This is a genomic window from Sphingobium sp. S6, from assembly GCF_905120495.1.
GTDB classification, from domain to species: domain Bacteria; phylum Pseudomonadota; class Alphaproteobacteria; order Sphingomonadales; family Sphingomonadaceae; genus Sphingobium; species Sphingobium agri.
Window position 1 is genome coordinate 1,062,566 of record NZ_CAJHOG010000001.1, and the last position, 19,237, is coordinate 1,081,802.

Annotated in this window: 17 protein-coding genes and 1 other RNA gene; 9 read left to right on the forward strand and 9 right to left on the reverse strand. The window is 61.3% G+C overall.

What is annotated here, in order from left to right; translation table 11 throughout:
* The first annotated feature begins 159 nt into the window (after positions 1 to 159).
* On the forward strand, positions 160 to 813 hold the full coding sequence (locus SPHS8_RS05495) for a prolyl hydroxylase family protein (protein WP_236574974.1): 654 nt from the start codon (positions 160 to 162) through the stop codon (positions 811 to 813).
* On the opposite strand, the gene SPHS8_RS05500 is transcribed toward SPHS8_RS05495, so the two are convergent.
* From SPHS8_RS05500 to SPHS8_RS05530, 7 genes are all read right to left on the reverse strand, one after another.
* On the reverse strand, positions 810 to 2,246 hold the full coding sequence (locus SPHS8_RS05500; protein ID WP_201514598.1) for a CYTH and CHAD domain-containing protein: 1,437 nt from the start codon (positions 2,244 to 2,246) through the stop codon (positions 810 to 812). The genes SPHS8_RS05495 and SPHS8_RS05500 overlap by 4 nt on opposite strands.
* Before the next feature lie 123 nt (positions 2,247 to 2,369).
* A complete protein-coding gene (locus tag SPHS8_RS05505) occupies positions 2,370 to 5,072 on the reverse strand; it encodes a TonB-dependent receptor domain-containing protein (RefSeq protein ID WP_201514599.1) in 2,703 nt (900 codons plus the stop codon).
* Positions 5,073 to 5,163: 91 nt separating this feature from the next.
* The gene (locus SPHS8_RS05510) at positions 5,164 to 6,750 is read right to left on the reverse strand and encodes a hypothetical protein (RefSeq protein ID WP_201514600.1); all 1,587 of its coding nucleotides are present in this window, start codon (positions 6,748 to 6,750) and stop codon (positions 5,164 to 5,166) included.
* A 258-nt stretch (positions 6,751 to 7,008) separates the two neighbouring features.
* Complete coding sequence (locus tag SPHS8_RS05515; RefSeq protein WP_443018554.1) at positions 7,009 to 7,383, reverse strand: tetratricopeptide repeat protein; 375 nt, start codon at positions 7,381 to 7,383, stop codon at positions 7,009 to 7,011.
* A gap of 313 nt (positions 7,384 to 7,696) precedes the next feature.
* Positions 7,697 to 8,040: a transfer-messenger RNA gene (ssrA, locus tag SPHS8_RS05520) on the reverse strand.
* Between the two features lie 4 nt (positions 8,041 to 8,044).
* On the reverse strand, positions 8,045 to 8,557 hold the full coding sequence (locus tag SPHS8_RS05525; RefSeq protein ID WP_201514602.1) for a hemerythrin domain-containing protein: 513 nt from the start codon (positions 8,555 to 8,557) through the stop codon (positions 8,045 to 8,047).
* 66 nt (positions 8,558 to 8,623) lie between these two features.
* Positions 8,624 to 9,025: a DUF6766 family protein gene (locus SPHS8_RS05530; RefSeq protein ID WP_201514603.1), complete on the reverse strand. Its 402-nt coding sequence runs from the start codon at positions 9,023 to 9,025 to the stop codon at positions 8,624 to 8,626.
* 119 nt (positions 9,026 to 9,144) lie between these two features.
* On the opposite strand from SPHS8_RS05530, the gene SPHS8_RS05535 reads away from it, so the two are divergent.
* The 5 genes from SPHS8_RS05535 to SPHS8_RS05555 all read left to right on the forward strand — a co-directional run bounded on the left by SPHS8_RS05535 (position 9,145) and on the right by SPHS8_RS05555 (position 13,244).
* Positions 9,145 to 9,735, forward strand: a complete 591-nt coding sequence (locus SPHS8_RS05535; protein ID WP_201514604.1) for an anthranilate synthase component II — start codon at positions 9,145 to 9,147, stop codon at positions 9,733 to 9,735.
* Positions 9,736 to 9,821: 86 nt separating this feature from the next.
* Entirely contained in the window at positions 9,822 to 10,814 is a 993-nt protein-coding gene (gene trpD, locus SPHS8_RS05540) for an anthranilate phosphoribosyltransferase (RefSeq protein ID WP_201514605.1), read from the forward strand.
* Complete coding sequence (gene trpC, locus SPHS8_RS05545; protein ID WP_201514606.1) at positions 10,811 to 11,602, forward strand: indole-3-glycerol phosphate synthase TrpC; 792 nt, start codon at positions 10,811 to 10,813, stop codon at positions 11,600 to 11,602. The genes trpD and trpC overlap by 4 nt, the downstream gene beginning before the upstream one ends.
* Positions 11,599 to 12,069 (forward strand): cyclic pyranopterin monophosphate synthase MoaC, encoded by a 471-nt coding sequence (gene moaC, locus SPHS8_RS05550; RefSeq protein ID WP_201514607.1) that lies wholly within the window; start codon positions 11,599 to 11,601, stop codon positions 12,067 to 12,069. Before trpC ends, moaC begins: the two co-directional genes overlap by 4 nt.
* Positions 12,066 to 13,244 carry a molybdopterin molybdotransferase MoeA gene (locus SPHS8_RS05555; RefSeq protein ID WP_201514608.1) on the forward strand — a complete coding sequence of 393 codons (1,179 nt, stop codon included), beginning with the start codon at positions 12,066 to 12,068 and terminating at the stop codon, positions 13,242 to 13,244. Before moaC ends, SPHS8_RS05555 begins: the two co-directional genes overlap by 4 nt.
* Before the next feature lie 55 nt (positions 13,245 to 13,299).
* On the opposite strand, the gene SPHS8_RS05560 is transcribed toward SPHS8_RS05555, so the two are convergent.
* The gene (locus tag SPHS8_RS05560; RefSeq protein WP_201530892.1) at positions 13,300 to 13,458 is read right to left on the reverse strand and encodes a hypothetical protein; all 159 of its coding nucleotides are present in this window, start codon (positions 13,456 to 13,458) and stop codon (positions 13,300 to 13,302) included.
* A gap of 148 nt (positions 13,459 to 13,606) precedes the next feature.
* On the opposite strand from SPHS8_RS05560, the gene lexA reads away from it, so the two are divergent.
* Positions 13,607 to 14,278: a transcriptional repressor LexA gene (lexA, locus tag SPHS8_RS05565; protein WP_097091969.1), complete on the forward strand. Its 672-nt coding sequence runs from the start codon at positions 13,607 to 13,609 to the stop codon at positions 14,276 to 14,278.
* Here lexA and SPHS8_RS05570 read toward each other — a convergent pair.
* On the reverse strand, positions 14,239 to 16,374 hold the full coding sequence (locus SPHS8_RS05570) for a ComEC/Rec2 family competence protein (protein WP_236574975.1): 2,136 nt from the start codon (positions 16,372 to 16,374) through the stop codon (positions 14,239 to 14,241). The two genes, lexA and SPHS8_RS05570, sit on opposite strands and share 40 nt — an antisense overlap.
* Before the next feature lie 75 nt (positions 16,375 to 16,449).
* Here SPHS8_RS05570 and gltX point away from each other — a divergent pair, with 75 nt between their 5' ends.
* Positions 16,450 to 17,913: a glutamate--tRNA ligase gene (gene gltX / locus SPHS8_RS05575; protein ID WP_201514610.1), complete on the forward strand. Its 1,464-nt coding sequence runs from the start codon at positions 16,450 to 16,452 to the stop codon at positions 17,911 to 17,913.
* A gap of 10 nt (positions 17,914 to 17,923) precedes the next feature.
* Entirely contained in the window at positions 17,924 to 19,210 is a 1,287-nt protein-coding gene (locus tag SPHS8_RS05580) for a citrate synthase (RefSeq protein WP_097092843.1), read from the forward strand.
* Positions 19,211 to 19,237: the final 27 nt, after the last annotated feature.

Below are 19,237 nucleotides of genomic sequence, written 5' to 3' on the forward strand. Positions count from 1 at the left end.
ATCCCCCTTGACACCCCGCGCTGCTAGGCAATTGTTTTTACTGCTGGATGACAAAAATGTGACCTATCCATGACAGGCGCAATCCGCAAGCGACGGCGCTTGCATTTAGAGCGCCAGACGGTAGCAAAAATGTCATATCACTCGCCCAGTGCAGCGCTCATGCGGAGCCCATCCATCCCTGTAGCTGCCGATGCCGACCCGAAATGGATCGCTTCACATCCACGCGTGCAGCGGGTGCCTAGCCGCGACCTCACGCTGTTTATCCAGCGCGACTTCCTGACGGCGGAGGAGTGCACCGGGCTGATCGAGCGGATAGAAGCGCGCCGTCGCCCCTCCACCATCGCCGATGCCAATGGTGACACGGCCTTCCGCACCAGCGAGACCTGCGATCTTGACACAGCGGACCCGTTTGTTGCCGCAATCGACGAAAAGCTCGCAGCCTTTGCGGGCATCGATCCGGCGTTCGGAGAACCAATCCAGGGACAGCGCTATGCCGTGGGTCAGGAATTCAAGCCCCATACCGACTATTTCGATCCCGCCGGGCTGGACTTCGTGCGCTACTGCTCCCTTTCCGGCAACCGCACCTGGACGCTGATGGTCTATCTCAATCAACCTTCGGCGGGCGGCGCGACCCGTTTCGTGAAGATCGGCAAAATGGTGCAACCGGAAAGCGGAAAGCTGTTGGCCTGGAACAATCGTCTGGAAACAGGCCGATGTAATGACGCCAGCCTGCACCATGGGATGAAGGTGCGCAGCGGCGTCAAATACATCATCACCAAATGGTATCGGGAAAAGATTTGGGTGGAGTCTTAGCGCCAAAAGCCCTTCATGTCCGCCAGCGCCTCATAAGCGTCCTCAGCCGCAGCCAACAGTTTCTTCTTGCTGCGCGCGCTGCCTAACAGTTCAGCATCGATCGGCAGCCCATGCCGCGCCAATATCGTGCCTGTGCTGGCAAGGTCATTGAGCGCGCCCAACTCATCCTGCAAATTTTCCAGCGCTTCGATATAGCGGCCATAACGCCGCTGCTGCTTCTTGCCAGCGAAGAGGCTTGCGAAGAATTCTGCCGCGTAGCGCAGCTTCTTTGCCTTCTTGCGTACTTCATGACGATGTTCATCGTCCAGCTTGGCCAGGCGGGCCGCATGTTTGACCACGCAATGATGGAAATGCTGCAAGCGGTCGGCGGCAAATGCTTCCGCGCCCTCATCGTCATTACCGTCAGCCCCACAGAGTGTTAGCCACTCCACGATATCCAACATCAGCGTACGCGCGCGAAGGGAATGGAGCGTTTCGATCACTCGTCCATGGACGACTGCCCGGGCCTCGCTGATCTGCTCATGCAGACCGCCGGGATTGATCCGCTCGATCAGCACATCCAGGTCGCGCGCTTCGCCCAGCAACTTGGCCAACCATCGCAAATCTTCCTGGAATCGCGTGACATCCTGATCCGCCAACTTCGCCTTGAACAGCGTGAAGGCGGAACGGAGCCGCCGAACGGCCACGCGCGCCTGGTGCAATGCCGTGGGGTCATACTGATCCAGCAGCAGATCTTCATTCAGCCGATATTGCCGCACACAAGCCCGGACGATGGTGGCGAACGCCTCTTGCGCACTGACGCCAGCGTTCAGCGTCAGCGGTTCAGCCTTGAAGCAGGAAGGCGCCGACGCAAGCAGCCGATACCCCCTCTCGGATTTCGCCACGACCCCCAGCCGCACCGGCACGGTTGCCTCAATATGGCGCGCCAGGGAGAATAACGCGGCGGGCTCCCCGGTCTTTATCTCCAGCTCGGCCTCACAGATCGGCGCCTGCCGCTCGCCTGCGCGCACCCATCCACGGTCGAGCACAAGCTCGATCTCGGCCGCGCCTTCCTTCACAATCCATGTTCGCCGCTCGACCTCGACTTCGAAGGCAGGCTCGACCATTTCCGCCGCATCGCCTAGGATAGCGGCAAGCGGCGTACGGCTATCGATCACCGGCTCATCAGAGGCGACAGGCATTTCCCATTCGGCGCGCGCAAAAATGCCGCCGCCCTGGCCGCCGTCATCGGCCTTGACCGTCTGGACGCGCTTCTTTCCCGACTTGCGGACCCGCAACGTATATCCCGACTTTTGAAGCTGCCGATCGCGAGTGTCGAAATAGATGGCGCGAAGTTCAGCCCGCTGGACGTCCTCCGGCAGCAGGGGCAGTTGCTGAAACGCATCCGCCGCTTCGCGCGAAAGTTCCAGTTTCAGTTCGACTTCCTGATCCACCGCAGCCTCCGATTGCCTTGATCGGCTATCACAGATCGGGAGAACGCACGAACCCTGTAAACGGCAAAGCGGCCGACCCACGCCATGCGAATCGGCCGCTTTGCTTAGACATTGCCGATGAGATCAGAAGGCTACGGTGAGCGAAGCCGCGATGGTGGTCCCAATCTTGTAGCGGTTGTAGAACACCTTGTTGCCGCCAAGCTGTTGGAACTCCTGGAACTTGCGGCCGGTGATGTTACGGGCTTCAAACTTGAACTCGCTCTTCACCCCACCCGGCAGGGTCACGCCCTGACGCGCGACGAAGTCCAGCGTCAGGCCCGGCTTTTCCTTGATGTCAGGCTGAAGATTGGGCCCACGGCTTGTGACGCGGGGGCTGGCATAGGTGAGCAACAGCGTCTGCTGCGACAGCCTGTCCGTATCCTCTAGCCCGATCTGGAAGTTCACCAGATGGTCCGACTGACCGGTCAGCGGAGCGCCATCTTGGAAATAGTCCGACGCGGCAGGCAAAGGGCCCGTCGTGTAGCTATAAGGGATGGTCGTATCCCCCTCACTCACCTTCAGTTTCGACTGGGTATAGGTGTAATTGCCGATCAGGACGATCCGACGCGTCTGAAAAAACGGCGAGTTCGACCAGCCATCGAGCGGCAGATATTTCTGCGCCTCGAACTCCGCGCCGTACAGCTGCGCTTCGGGTGCGTTGGCGAAGCTGGTCGTCACCGCATAGGTGTCGGTGATCGTCGTGAAGGTTTCGATGGGGTTCTTGATCTTCTTGTAGAAGGCAGCGGCTGTCAGCCGTTCTTCACGCCCAATATACCATTCTGCACGGATATCGCCGTTCCACAACTCGCTGTCTTGCAGGAAAGGATTGCCGCGGAAGAAGCGGTTGGACTCGGTGTCCAGATAGGGTTGGGCGATCAATTCGCGGAACTGCGGCCGAGCGATGGTCTTCGATCCACTCACCCGGAATTGCAGGTCCTTCGCCGCTTCAAGGGTGACGGTAACAGCGGGCAACCAATAGTCTTTTCGGATCTGGTTGAACGGCGTCACGCCGGTGCTGTAAACATCGACGCCGGTCACGGACTGCCGCCCCTTTTCATAGCGGACACCAGCGTCGAACGACAGACCCGGCAGCACCGACGCCTTCACCTGGGCATAGCCTGCATGGGTACGCAGCGCCGCGTCATAGACGGGATAATTGCCCGAAAATTCCAGCAGGCTGATGTCGAACAGCTGGATCGACGCGTCCGACAGCAGATAGTCAGGGCGCAACTGCTGCACCGGCACCGGCAGGTTGGTGGCGTCGAAATGCAGCTCATAGCGCGATGAGCGGCGCTTCGTGTCGCTGAACGCATAACCGACCGTCGCCGACACATCGCGCGAGAATTTGTAGCTGAGATCCCAACCAGCCGACCACAGATTTTCATTCAAGTCGCTGAAGGTGATCGAAGCGTCGCCGCGCTGGCGATTGAGCGCGTTGACGAAGCGGTCTCCAACAGGATCGACTGCCAGATCGCGGTTGGTGCGGACATATTCGAACTCGCGCTCATAGGGCGCTTCCCGTTGCGAGTTGGCATAGCCGCCGCGCACATCCAGGCTCAGCGCGTCGCTCAGCTTGAATTCGCCAACCAGCTGCGTGTCGATCAGCTGCCGCTCATACCAGCCGGTCTGCTGGTTGAGATAATCCGCACCCTGAATCTGGCCGTCATTCTGGCCGATCGCCAGAGCGCTGCGTTTCAGCGTGTCGCGGATATAGACGTTGGTCCAGCGGAGCTTCTGATTGCCGAGTTCAAGGCCAAAGCCCAGCAGGCCATTGACCGTTACATCATTTTCAGTGCTGATCTGGTTGTAATTGCGGCCCGCGCCTGCGGCGACATCCAGCGACGCCTGCTGCAGGTTTTCACGCGTCCGCCACTTGTTGCTATAGGATGCGGTGACAAGAACGCCAAAGCGGCCATCACTGCCGACATCGAAAGCGGTGCCGCCGTTGATCGAAGCGGAAAAGTTGAACGGCAAGCTGTTCGTGCGCTGCACGACAGAGGTGTTGCTGTTCTGGAACTGGGTCGCAATCGCGCGCAGGTCCGCGCGTGGAATGTTGGAGAATGGCGTGCCGCTGTTGATGGCGTTGACAAGGAGCCCCGGCACGTCGCGGGTGCCGTCATCAAAGCCGGTCCAGTCGGACTTGCTGCCATAATGGGTGTAGCCAAGCTGACCCGATGTTTCCGTGTTCGCCGAGCTGCCGACGCCGATTTCCAGGAAACTTTCGACCGGAATGGCCTTAGTCGTCAGGTTGATGACGCCGCCACCGAACTCGCCGGGGAAGTTCGCGGAAAAGCTCTTCTGAACCAATGTCGAAGCGATCACACTCGTCGGGAAGATGTCGAGCGGGACGACGCGCTTGAGCGGTTCGGGGCTGGGCAGCGGAGAACCGTTCAGCAGCGCCAGCGAATAGCGGTCACCAAGGCCGCGCACATAGACATAGCCGCCCGACACGACCGACAGGCCGGTGACGCGCTGCAAGGAACCCGCAATGTCGCCTTCGCCGGTGCGCTTGATGTCTGCGGCCGACAGGACGTTCACGACCTGCGGCGCTGCCCGCGACACATTGGTTGTCCGGCGGCCGGTCACTACGATATCGGAACCAGGGATCGAGACGTCGACATTGCCGGACTGCGCGTCGGCTTCTTCCGAAGCGCTCGGAACGCCGGACGTCGGAGCGGAATCGCTTGCCGAGGGCGTCGAACCGGTTGAGGTCTGCGCCATCACCGACGGAGCGGACAGCGCGGATGTAATGAGCAGCAGGCGAGCCAGGCTGAGCGGCTTCGACATGGCTTAGGTCCCCCTTGGGATGAAATTCTTTGCAAAGAGGGCGGGGAAGCGCCGTTGCACGCTCCCCCGCCCCTGTTGAGGTCAGGTCAGATCAGGTCGTCGGAATGGCCGTGCAATTGCCGCTGGCGCTGCCGAAGCTCGCCGTCACGGAGTTGCAGGTCCAACCGGCATACCAGGTGTCATTGCTGTCCTTGACCGCGCCGACATAGTTGGTCGTGGTGAAGGCGGCATCGATCGTCTTGGGATCGGTCGCCGGACGCGCCGTTTCGGTCGCACCGTTGATGAACAGGCTGGTCAGCGACGGGGTGTAGCTGATCGTGCTGTTTGGGCCGGCTTCGAAGATCGACTGGACCACTGCTGCGGTCACGCCGTTGTTACCCTTGTAGGGGGTTGCGGGCAGGCACTGCATCGAAACGGAGATGTAGCGCGGCTTGCCTGCATCCTGCAGAGCCGTGTCAGCATCGCGAACCGTCGTCGCGCTGTCGATGCGCAGGCAGGTCTGGGTGGGGCTGACGATCAGGCCGTTTACCAGCGTCAAGTCAGCACCGCCGCGCAGCAGCATCGCCGAGCCGTTCGAGCCAGTGGTCGAACGATTAATGGCCGTGAAGTTTGCGACCTTCAGATACTGGCGCGGCAGCACGTCTTCGCCGTTGTTCGATGCCGACCCGCCGTTGGAGTCGGTCTCAAGGAAGCTGTCGCCGATGTTATTGCCTTCGCGCTGGACGCTCAGCAGATACTGAACCGTGCCGCGGAAACCGACGTCAGTGTCCAGATTGTCGTCTTCGTTGCCGGTTAGCACCAAGTAGCGAGGATGGGCGCTGCCGCCAAAGATTTCGATGCCATCGTCGGAGCTGTTGTGGACCTGGATGTGGTCAAGCTGTGTACCGGTGCCGACGCCCGAAGGGGTCAGGCCCTGAAGCTCGCTCGAACCCGACAGGACGAAGCCGGAATAGCGGATCTGGACATAGCTCATGCGGCCCGAGCTGTCGGCGTCGTTCGCGCCGCCATACAGGGCGTTGCTCGCGCCTTCCGTGTCGCGTTCACAGGCGGTGGTGCCTGCAGCAGCGGCGGGAGCCAAGCAGTCCGTGATCTTCGCGCGGCCAAGCAGCACGACGCCGCCCCATTGACCCGACGACTGGTCGGTGACGGTGCCCAGAACGTTTTCACGGCTGGTGAAGATGATCGGCTGCGAAGCGGTGCCAACGGCATTGATCTTGTTGCCGCGATTGACCGCCAGGAAGGTGTTGCCAGTGCCAGCGAAGATGACGACGCCCGGATCGATGCTGAGCGTCACGGCGGTGTTGGTGCTCGCCGCGCCCTGATCGGTGCCGACATCGACGCGACCCGGCATAGAATAGACGACGCCCGCAACCTTCGCGATCGCGGTTGAGCTGTTGAAGCGCGCCGGGAAGCCGCAATTGCGCCAGGTGCTCGTACCGTTGGAAATGGTGCCGAGATCCGTCAGCTGGTCAGATCCTGCGATGCTTGGACAGTTCGCGGCCGGAGTTACGACGCCCGGCGTGGGCGTAGGCGTACCCGGCGTGGGAGTCGGTGTCGGCGCAGGCAGGACGATGGTTCCTTCGCCCGGCGATGCGATGTCGTCGGCGCCGCAAGCGCTCAGCGCGGCGCAGGCGCAGCCCGCCATCAGAATGCTAGTGATGCGATTAGTCTTGACCATGTCGTCTCCGCTCCGGCGTTGCCGGTTTGTGATTGAATGCGGAGCGAAGGGGATTTTCGAATCGGACAACGCCCCCTGCCGCCCTCAATCGCGGCAGCTAAGGGCGGCAGATGACAGGCGCATTTTGCTTCAGTGACGGAAGCGTGACTTTAAAATGACATTTCGAAGACTATTGTTGCAATTTAGCGAAGAGGCCCGCGTAAAAGAAAAGCGTCACCCTTGCGGACGACGCTTTCTCCCTCAGCAGAGACCCAAGCCTCAGCGCATCGCGTAGCTCGCTTCCAGGCGACCGAGCGCGCGGCGCGCAACGTCGCGCGACGATGCCGCTTCACCGTTGGCGAGCAGCAGAGGGGACTCGGGGGCAAAGCGCGCCGAACGATATGCCTCGCGCGCATCCTTCATTCTACCAAGCCCTGCATAGGCGTTGCCCAGGTTAATGAGGCGAGCAGGATCATTTGCGCCCTCCGGCCACATAGGCCTCAATCGGCGGGCCGCTTTTTCATAATCTCTCGCTATCAGCGCGGGAGCGGCCAATCGGCCGTCCGGCACGCCGACGACCACGACTTCATCAGACGCTGCCGCAGCAGCGTTGGACATGCTTGCCGCCAGCGCCAGCCCAACTATCGCCGCCATTCTCACCATCCGATTTCTCCCGAAAAAACCTTCTACAATAGCCGGGATTATTTCATCTTGATGACAGGACTACAACTGACTGAAAGGACATGATAAAGGAATTTTATTCCCGCTATTTCAGCATGTTATAAGATTTTCGCACAACTGTCATAAAAGTGTAATCGCAATGTCTCCGTTGCGCCGCCCCGATTCGGGCATATGCGGTGAACAGCATTTCGCACGACAATGCCGTCCGCTCATTGGCGAGATGATGAAGGTCAGACGATCAGGGAAGGTCCGGAGGATTCTGTTGCCCGGCTCCTCCGGAAGCCGCTGAATTCCCTTCTGTTGCCCGGTGGGTTCAACCGCGTTCTTTTTGAGTAATGTCTGGCCGCGAGGCCATCAATTACGCAGCAAGAGCAAGAGCCTCGTTATCGTTGGCACTTACGTGTTTTGAACATTTTTACGGCTTACTCAGGCCGGGTGAAAACATCGCTTTTCAACACACGTCGATCCTAGTTCGGCCCCGTCAGACACCCCGGAATGCGGGACATGTGGTGGAGCCGCCGGGTACTGCCCCCGGGTCCGCTGCGCCTATTGCACGACACAATTTATCACCATAGCCGGGCGAACCCGGCACCGACGCATATGGGATAATGCGCCGGCTTTTTCAACTGCCGGATCAGGCGGCGACCAAGTGCACGGCCTTGGGCTTAGCTACAGGCAAACCGCTCGCCTTCGCCTGCGCCATCAATTCCTGCTTGCGGGCCATCATCTGGTCACGCAACGCCACCAGATCTACATCCGTCTTGCGGCACTGCGCGAACATGCCGTCGGACTGTCGCTCCTCTTCCTTCACATGATGTTTGATCTCTTCGGACAGCACCGTGACCTTGGCGTCGTAGAAATCGTCTTCGGGCGATCCGGCCTCGATGTCGTTGACCAGCACCTTGGCCCCGTCATGCTCGACATAGGCTTCATCCAGCGTGTCGTCCTCGATCTTCCCGCGGAAAGCAGGGTAGAATATTTCCTCCTCGATCATCGTGTGGATCTTCAGTTCCGTGCAGATTTGACGCGCGATTTCCTGCTTACGGTTCGCAGTCTTCGCCTTTTCAAACTGCTCGAACAATTCCTCGACCTTGCGGTGATCGGCTTTCAACAGGGCGATCGCGTCGGTAAACTCAGCTTTGGCCATCTCTGTCCTCCTCACGAACGATATTGCGAGAAAGCGGCTGAGGTGCGGCCCGGTTCCCGTTGCAAGTCATTCTCGCCCCACATCATGGCCGTGCGGCTTCGCATGCCCGCCGGCACGCAGATAACGATCATCGATTTCGCGGATCAGCTGCTCGGCATCCTTGCCACCAGCCATCTTCAGCAACTCGTCCACCTTGGCTTCCAGCCGATCGTCATTTTCTTTCGAGGCAGGCGATCCCACATAAAGAAAATAGGCAAGGCCAACGACCTGCCAGATCAACTGCAGAAATTCTGATTGCCAATTCTCGAACGTATCCCGCCCCATCTCGACGGCATAGGACGCCAACTCAGGCACCTGCCCATGCGATCGAGCCTCATCGACATAGGCCCACCAGCCAAACAGCCAGTGCCCCGCGATCGACACCAGGAAAAACAGGGCCGTGATCCAACCATAGGCATAGCGTTTCATACGACCTTCCCTCATTTTCGTTTCGGAAGGACAACGCAAAAGCCGCACACGGGTTCAACGCGCTGCGGGGACTGATTCCGATTGGCCCAGCGCACTTCAATCTTTATAGCCCTCATCCCATGATCCTCGTCATCGACAATTACGACAGCTTCACCTGGAACCTGGTCCATTACCTCATGGAGCTGGGCGCCGAGGTTGAGGTCGTTCGCAACGACGCCATCTCCGCAGGCCAGGCGCTGTCCAGCGGCGCCAGCGCATTCCTGCTTTCGCCCGGTCCCTGCACACCAAATGAAGCAGGGGTCAGCCTCGACCTGGTAGCTGCTTGCGCTGATGCAGGCTCACCGCTGCTCGGCGTATGCCTTGGCCATCAGGCGATTGGGCAGCATTTCGGCGGCCAAGTCGTTCGCGGCGGCCTGATGCATGGCAAAACGTCGCCCGTCACCCATGACGGCAGCGGCCTCTTCGCTGGCATCCCCTCCCCCTTCACCGCCACCCGCTACCACTCGCTTATCGTGGAAGACATTCCGGGAAACCTCGTCGTCAATGCGACTAGCGAGGATGGCTCCGTCATGGGCTTCCGTCACCAGAGCCTCCCCATCCACTCGGTCCAATTCCACCCGGAAAGCATCGCGACGGAATATGGGCATGACATGCTGGCCAACTTCATGCGGATCGCCGGCATTCCGGTCCGGGAACGCGCTGCCGCCTGAATTTTGCGGCCCACAGCGGCCCGGACAGCGACTTTCCCATACCCCGCCCTCGACTCCTGCCAGCCATCGTGATTAAGGCAGGCGCGATGACCCGCCTGCCTGATCCCGCTACGCCGTTAAGCACAACCGAGGCTGCACGCGCCTTTGATCTTCTGTTCGACGGTGCCCTGCCCGAAGAGGACATCGCAGCCTTTCTCGTCACCATGGCGAAGCGCGGCGAGAGCGCCACGGAAATCGCCGCCGCTGCGCGCGCCATGCGCGCCCGCATGATCCCGGTCACTGCCCCCCCCGGCGCAATCGACGTCTGCGGCACTGGCGGTGACGGGCATCATACGCTCAACGTCTCCACTGCCGTCAGCCTCGTCGTCGCCGCCGCTGGCGTTCCTGTCGCCAAGCATGGCAATCGCGCAGCCTCTTCGAAAGCCGGAGCCGCCGACACGCTCGAAGCGCTTGGCCTCGACCTTGATCGCGCCGCCGACACAGCGGAAGCCACGCTTGGCGATCTCGGCATCTGCTTCCTCTTTGCGCAAAAACATCATCCCGCGCTCAAACGCTTTGGCCCAATCCGCAAAGCGATCGGCCAGCGCACCATCTTCAACCTGATGGGGCCGCTCGCCAATCCGGCAGCGGTCCGCCGACAACTCGTCGGCATTGCCCGTCCCGCCTATGTGCCCATCTACGCCGAGGCGCTGGCCGAATTGGGCGTCGATCACGCCATGATCGTGTCGGGTGACGAGGGTCTGGACGAACTGTCGCTCGCGGGCGGCAATGACGTCGCGGAAGTCACCACGCAGGGACTCGTCGCCATGCGCCGGCTGACCGCTGCCGACGCTGGGCTTCCCACGCATCCTGTGGAAGCCATTCGCGGCGGCGACCCGGCGCACAACGCCGCTGCCCTCCGCGCCCTTCTTCTGGGCGAGCAAGGCCCCTATCGCGATGCGGTCCTTCTCAACGCCGCCGCAGCGCTGCTTGTCGCGGACGCCGTTGCGGACCTGCGCGAAGGCGTCGAGGAAGCGGCCGAAACCATCGATCGCGGCCTTGCCAATGCGCTGCTCAACTGCTGGATTGCCTATAAATGACGAACAAGCTGATCGAAATCTGCGACACGAAGCGTGAGGAAGTCGCCCGCCGCAAGGCTGCCACAACAGTCTCGGCGCTTCACGCCCGCGCCTCCGAACAAACGCCTCCGCGTGGTTTCCGGCAAGCTCTCGACAGCGCCGCACGTTCGGGCTTCGGCCTCATTGCCGAGATAAAGAAGGCCAGTCCCTCCAAGGGTCTCATCCGCGAAGATTTCGACCCGCCTGCCCATGCACAGGCCTATGCCGCCGCAGGCGCCGCCTGCCTCTCCGTCCTGACGGACGAGCCCTATTTCCAGGGCCATGACGACTATCTCATGGCCGCTCGCTCCGCCTGCCCGCTGCCGGTTCTGCGCAAGGACTTCATGGTCGATCCCTGGCAAGTGCTGGAAAGCCGCTCGCTTGGCGCCGACGCCATCCTCATCATCGCCGCCGCGCTTGATGACGGCCAAATGGCAGAGATCGAGGACGCGGCACTCGGCCTCGGCATGGACGCGCTGGTAGAGGTGCACGACGCGCATGAACTGGAGCGCGCACTCAAGCTTCGTTCACGGCTGATCGGCGTCAACAATCGTGACCTGCGTGACTTCAGCGTAGACTTCGCTCGTACCTACGAACTGGTCGGCCAAGCGCCGGAAGGTTGCACCTTCGTTGCAGAGAGCGGCTTGGGCAGCCATGCGGATCTCGTCGCCATGTCCGAACATGGCGTCCGCTGCTTCCTGGTGGGTGAGAGCCTGATGCGCCAAGCCGATGTAGAAGCGGCGACCCATGCGCTGCTGACCGGCGTATGAGCAAGCTCACCCATCTTGATGAAGATGGATCGGCCCATATGGTCGATGTCTCGGCAAAGGAAATAACCTCCCGCGAAGCGATTGCTACGGGTCATATCGCCATGAGCGCCGAAGCAGCGGCCGCCATCGCCCAGGGCCTCGTCAAGAAAGGCGACGTGCTCGCAGTAGCTCGCGTCGCAGGCATCATGGCGGCAAAACGGACCGCAGACCTCATTCCCCTGTGTCACCCTATAGCGCTGACGTCCGTCTCCATCGATTTCGAGCTTGAGCCACAGGGCGTCACGGTGACGGCCACCGCGAGAAGCGCTGGGCAGACAGGCGTCGAGATGGAAGCACTCACCGCCACCTCCGCAACGCTGCTCACCATCTACGACATGGCAAAGGCCCTGGATAAAGCCATGGTTATCGGCAACGTTCGCTTGCTTGCCAAATCGGGCGGTAAGTCGGGCGACTGGCGGGCCCCATGAGCCTGCTCCCTGTCGCGGAGGCCCAAGCTCGCCTGCTCGCGCTGGGCAGCCGGTTGCCAGAGGAGGAGGTAGCGGCATCTGCCTGTGCAGGCCGGTGGCTGGCGCGCGACATATTTGCCCTGCGCAATCAGCCCTGGGCCGATCTCTCCGCGATGGACGGCTACGCGATCAGGGCAGCAGAATGGCCCGGCCCCTGGCGGATCGCCATCGAAAGCACGGCGGGAGCAGCCCTCCCCCCGGCACTGACGGCCGGGGAGAGCTGCCGCATTTTCACCGGCGCGCCACTTCCACCCGGAGCGGACGCCATCCTGATCCAGGAAGATGCCGAGCTTCGCGATGGGCTCCTATATCCGCGCGGCGCCTCGCTTAAGGCAGGGCGGCATGTTCGTGCCACCGCGACGGATTTCGCCGTCGACCAACGGCTCCTGTCAGCCGGAGCAGCGCTCGGCCCCGCCCAGATCGCGCTCGCCGTCCTGGGCGGACATGGAAGCCTTCCGGTCGGCGCGCGTCCCCGCGTCGCCCTGATCTCCACCGGAAATGAACTTGTCCCCCCCGGAGCGCCCACCCCGCCCGGCTGCCTCCCTTGCTCAAACGCGCCGATGCTTGCTGCGATGCTCGGCGCCATAGGGGCGGAGGTGATCGACATCGGCATCATCCCCGACGACCTAGAAGCATTGACCAAGGCGCTGGAAAACTCCGCCAAGGCCGACATCATCCTTTCGACCGGCGGGGCGTCGGTTGGCGATCATGATCTGGTTCGCCCCGCCTTTGCAGCAGCGGGCGGCAGTCTCGATTTCTGGAAGATCCGCATGCGCCCCGGCAAGCCCCTGATGGCCGGAAAGCTCGGGCACAGCATCTTCCTTGGCCTGCCCGGAAACCCCGTATCCGCTTTCGTGACCGCCACGCTGTTCCTGCTGCCGCTCGTCCGTCACCTGGCCGGTGCGGCGGATCCCCTCCCTGGGTCCGCACTTGCGTCACTTGCCACGCCACTTCCAGCGACGGGCGAGCGCGATGATTATCTCCGCGCCTTCCACACTGCCGATGGGCTGGTGTCGGTCACCTCGCAGGACAGCGCTGCGACCGCTGCGCTCGCCCAAGCGGAATGCCTTATCGTGCGGCCCGCAGGTTCGCCCTCGGCCACCGCCGGAGAGCAAGTCACCATCCTGCCGCTTTAGCAAAGAGAAAGGGGCCGCGACGCGACCCCTTCCCATGCTTCAACCAATAGGTCGATCAGCGCTGCTGCTTGCCTTGTCCACCTTTGTCCTTGTGGCTTTCGCCCATCTGACCCTGGCGGTTTTCCTGCTGCTGCTGACGGCCGCCCTGGCTCGAACGGTCGCCACCCTGCTGGCGGCGCTGATTGCTGTCCTGGTTGTTCTGGTTCGCCATCATTCTCTCCTATTCACCCTCTTTAGGAAGGCGGCTATTGAACGGCTGTGACGCACGTCCGTTCCTTTCGTTACGCTTGGCGCAAGCCGCTTGACTCGCCCCCTTCCGTTTCCTATGCGTTCTCCATCCGTTCCATGGAGGACAAGCGGGCATGCTGACGCCTAAGCAACAGGAATTGCTGAGCTTCATTCAAAACCGGCTCGAGGAAGGCGGTGTTTCGCCTTCTTTTGAGGAGATGAAGGAAGCTTTGGACCTGCGATCAAAATCCGGGATACACCGGTTGATCAATGCGCTGGAAGAGCGCGGATTCATCCGCCGCCTCCCAAATCGCGCACGCGCACTCGAAGTGCTGAAGCTGCCTGAGGCGATGAACCGCGCGCCCAAGGCCGTCTCTCCGCCCAAGCCTCAACTGGCTGCAAAGCCTCCGATCGCCGCGAATGACGTGATCGAAATTCCGCTGCACGGCAGGATCGCGGCGGGTGTTCCGATCGAAGCCATGGAAGGACAGAATATGCTGTCCGTTCCAGCGGCACTGCTGGGTGCTGGGGACCATTATGCTCTGGAGGTCTCCGGTGACTCTATGGTCGACGCAGGCATTCTCGATGGCGATTTCGCGCTGATCCAGCGGACCGAAGTGGCTCGCGAAGGCCAGATCGTCGTTGCCTTGATCGAGGAAAGCGAAGCGACGCTCAAATATTTCCATCGGCAAGGACCTAAGGTCAGGCTTGACCCGGCGAACAGCGCCTATGAGGCGCAGATCTACGATCCGAAGCAGGTGCGCATTCAGGGCAAGCTCGCGGGATTGCTGCGGCGATATAATTGATAGGACTTATGGCGGGACGGTAAGTAGGATGGCTGCACAACCCACGGATGTGCGTCACCCGCCTTCTTGGCGGTCCGAACCGTCCCTCCATCAAGATCGATTGCCAGCCCTCCCGTGCGCGCCAACATCCGCCGGTCCGCTTTCAGCCAGCGCGGACGGCACCAGGCCGGCAGGCGGCGATCCGCAATAACTATGTCCGCGCGCGCACAGTCCCGTTGCAGGCTTTCCCTCGGAACGACGACGCCTGTCCTCGTTACCAGCAACTGCCACAGGCGCCCTCCTCCCCTGACGGCGACCATGCAGAGGTCAATCGAACAGCGCGCTTCGGGCAATTGCGCGATCGGGTTCAAAGTCCCCTCATAGCCTGCGCTCTCGGCGATCATGTCTCGGACATAATCGCCTGCGCGCGCTCGCAGGATCGCCATGCCGCCATCCTGCTCCCGCACCGCCACATGCCGTCCATCAGCCGTGACGAGAATGTCCGGAGGAGAACTCAGCACAATGACAGCGACGCCTGCGGCAACGGGCACTAAACCACACCAGCGCCCGGCGCTCCGCCAAAGCAAGCACCAAAGCCCGCCCAGCACCATCATCCCAAAAACAAAGTTCGGAACGACCGGCGCGGTAACGACCGCCCACGGACTTGCCGCCACCCCATGGGCGATCATCAACAGCAGCTCGAGCGCTCGGCCGGTGAGCCACCAGGCCGGAGCGCCCAGACCCGCGACGTCCAGCAGCAAGGCGATCGCTTCAAGCGGCATCACGACAAAGGTGGTCAGGGGAATAGCGATGAGATTGGCGAAAGCGCCCAGCATCCCCGCCTTGTGGAAATGCGCCAGCGCGATCGGTGCGAGAACCAGTTCCACCGCGAAACCGGAAAGAAGGAGTATGGCCAGGTGCCGCATCAATCGCCGAAACCCTGTCTCCTCCCGGGCCGCCGCAAAGGCGCGGAAGCGAGGATGCTCACTCAAGGCCACGAGCGCGATCACCGCTCCGAAGCTCATCTGAAAGCTGGGGCCTACCAAAGCTTCTGGCCACAGCAGCAGAACAACTAACGCTCCGGCAGCTATCAATCGCAGCGTGATTGCTTCGCGGCCAAGCGCAAGCCCGCCGAGCACGAGCAGCGCGGCAACACAGGACCGAACCGTCGGAACCTCGGCCCCGGTGAGCAGGGTATATCCAATCCCCGCCAACGCCCCGCCCGCCGCCGCGACCAGCATCAACGGCCAGTTCAATGCTGCACGCGGGCTAAGCGCCATGATACGCATCAGCAGGAAAATGACCGCACCGATCAGGGCGGTGACGTGCAAGCCACTGATGGAAAGTAGATGGGCAAGGCCGCTGCGCCGCATCGCTTCAGCGTCCGCCTCGCTGATTGCGCCCTGGTCGCCCGTAGCCAGCGCTGCGGCGATGCCGGTCCCGTCGCCGTCGGCCTTCTCCAATATGTGCGCGAACAGGCGGTTGCGCAGAGGCGGGCCATCGGTAGATGGACGCAGCACCGTTATGGGCCTCAACGCTCTTCCCGTAGCTCCAATCCCCTGAAAATAGGCGCGGCGCGAAAAATCATATGCGCCTGGTAGACTTGCTTCGGCAGGAGGCATCAACCGGGTGCGGAATCGGATGATGGCACCTCTGCCAAGCCCGTCAGGCACATCCGCCGCGGCCATGTTCACCCGGATCAGCGGGGGCAGTCCAGCCGTGCCGATCGGTCTTATCTTCACACGACTCATCTGCTCGGCAGGAACGGCATCAACCGTCCTGACTTCCCCGGTCACCTCCATAAAGATCGCGCGGGGCAATGGCGCTGATCCGATAGCCACAGCTTTGCACCAAATCAGCACACAGCCAAAGGCGGCGAGCAAGCCCCCCAATATCATCGATTGGCGCAAGCGACCGCCCGCCGGCAGCATCATCCCGCCACAGGCGATAGCTAGTGCGCAGCAGCAGAAGCCCAACCATTCCAATGGATTAGGGAGAGAGAACCAAGCGCCGATGCCTAGTCCCAAGCCGACCGGTATCCATAGCGGAAGCTGTTCGCGCTCCGACTCCAGCCAGCCTTCGACAGCCATGAAAAATCGATGTCCGCCGCCTGTCATAATCCGGGCAACGGACGTTTGTCGTGGCTCAAAAGCCATGCTAGGGGGCGTCGCGTTCATGATTGAGCAAGGCGGATGTCGAGGAATAAAGCGGTGAGTGCAACGGGTTTGAACAAGCAGGTGGTAACCCGTTTCGCGCCATCGCCCACGGGATTTCTGCATATCGGCGGCGCGCGTACAGCGTTGTTCAACTGGTTATTCGCCCGGCATCATGGCGGCAAGTTCCTGTTGCGCATTGAAGATACGGATCGCGCCCGCTCCACCGAAGAAGCGGTCGCCGCGATTTTCGACGGCCTGGAATGGCTTGGCCTCTCCGGCGACGAGCCCGCTGTTTTCCAGTTCGAACGTTCGCAACGTCATGCGGAGGTCGCCAACCAATTGCTGGCCGCCGGGTACGCCTATCGTTGCTATGCGACTCCGGAAGAGTTGGCGGAACTGCGCGAGCAGCAGCGCGCCGCGAAGCAACCGATGCGCTATGACGGCCGCTGGCGCGATCGGGATTCTTCCGAAGCTCCGGCAGACGCGCCCTTCGTCATCCGTTTGAAAGCGCCGCGTGAGGGCGAGACGGTTATCGACGATGCCGTGCAGGGTCGCGTGGTGGTACAGAATGCGGAGTTGGATGACATGATCCTGCTCCGTTCGGACGGCACGCCCACATACATGCTCGCGGTGGTCGTCGATGATAACGACATGGGCGTCACGCACGTGATCCGCGGTGACGACCATCTGAACAACGCCTTCCGCCAACTTGGAATCATCAAGGCGATGGGTTGGAAAGAGCCTGTTTACGCTCATATCCCCCTCATCCACGGCTCGGACGGCGCGAAGCTTTCAAAGCGGCACGGCGCTCTTGGTGTCGACGCCTATCGCGATGAGATGGGGATGCTGCCTGAGGCGGTGCTCAACTATCTCCTGCGTCTGGGCTGGGGCTATGGCGACGAAGAAACCATCTCGCGGGAACGCGCGATCGAGTTGTTCGACATTGACGGCGTAGGCCGGTCTCCTTCCCGTTTCGACATCAAGAAGCTGGAAAATCTTAACGCATTCTACCTGCGCGAGGCGGACGATCAGCGCCTCGCGGAACTGGTCTTGCCTCGCGTCGCACACCGTCTCGGCACAACGCTGGGGGCAGAAGCCCAGACGCTGCTTGCGCAAGCCATGCCTTCGCTCAAGCCCCGCGCCAAGACCCTGAACGAAATCGCCGAGGGTGCCGAGTTTCTGTTCAAGAGCCGTCCTCTGGATTTTGACGACAAGGCAATGGCTCTGCTAGACGACTCGGCGCGCGAGCTGCTTGGGAAGACAGCCGACGCTCTTGATTCCGTCCAGTCCTGGACGATCGAAGCGATCGAGGAAGCGATCCGCCGCGTGGCAGAGGAAGCCGGATTGGGGTTGGGCAAAGTGGCCCAGCCGCTACGCGCGGCGCTGACCGGTCGCACGGTTTCGCCGGGGATATTTGATGTTCTTTTCCTTCTTGGAAAAGACGGGAGCTTGGAGCGGCTCGCGGATGCCAGGCAGGCATCGTCGGCTGTTGGCAATTAAGGAGAACGAGATGTCGGACAATAATGCCACTTTGACGGTCGGCGGTGATGCCAAGGAATATGGCATCCTGAGCGGCTCTGTCGGCCCGAAGGTCATCGACGTTCGCAAGCTCTACGCCAATACCGGCATGTTCACCTATGATCCGGGCTTCACGTCCACGGCCAGCTGCGATTCGGGCCTGACCTATATCGATGGCGACGCTGGCATTCTGTTGCATCGCGGATACCCGATCGATCAGCTTGCTGAACAGTCGAGCTTTATGGAAGTCAGCTATCTGCTGCTGAACGGCGAGCTGCCTTCGAAGAAGGATCTGGAAGACTTCACCCGCACCATCACCCGCCACACCATGGTGCACGAACAGCTGACCACCTTCTATCGCGGTTTCCGCCGCGACGCGCACCCGATGGCGATCATGTGCGGCGTCGTTGGCGCCCTCTCCGCTTTCTATCATGATTCGACGGACATCAACGATCCGGAGCAGCGCAAGATCGCGAGCCACCGCCTGATCGCGAAGATGCCGACGATCGCAGCGATGGCCTATAAATATTCGGTGGGTCAGCCCTTCGTCTATCCGCGCAACGACCTCAGCTACACCGCCAATTTCCTGCGCATGACCTTCTCGGTCCCGGCCGAGGAATATGAGCCCGATCCGGTCATCGTCGATGCGATGGACAAGATCTTCATCCTTCATGCCGACCATGAGCAGAACGCGTCGACCTCGACGGTTCGCCTCGCTGGTTCGTCCGGTGCCAATCCCTTCGCATGCATCGCGGCCGGCATCGCTTGCCTCTGGGGTCCTGCCCATGGCGGCGCGAACGAAGCCGCGCTCAACATGTTGCGTGAGATCGGCACCGTCGACCGCATCCCCGAATATATCGCTCGCGCGAAGAACAAGGATGACCCGTTCCGTCTGATGGGCTTTGGCCATCGCGTGTACAAGAATTACGATCCGCGCGCGACCGTCATGCAGAAGACGGCGAAGGATGTTCTGGAAAAGCTTGGCGTCAACGATCCGGTGTTCGACGTCGCCAAGGAACTGGAGCAGATCGCGCTCAATGATCCCTATTTCATCGAAAAGAAGCTCTATCCCAATGTGGACTTCTATTCGGGCGTGATCCTGTCCGCGATCGGCTTCCCGACCGAGATGTTCACGGTTCTTTTCGCCCTCGCCCGCACCGTTGGCTGGGTGGCGCAGTGGAACGAAATGATCTCCGACCCCGCGCAGAAGATCGGCCGCCCGCGCCAGCTGTACACGGGCCCCGCACAGCGCGACTATGTGCCGGTCAGCCAGCGCTGATCATCGCAGCTTTGGTGAAAATGGAAA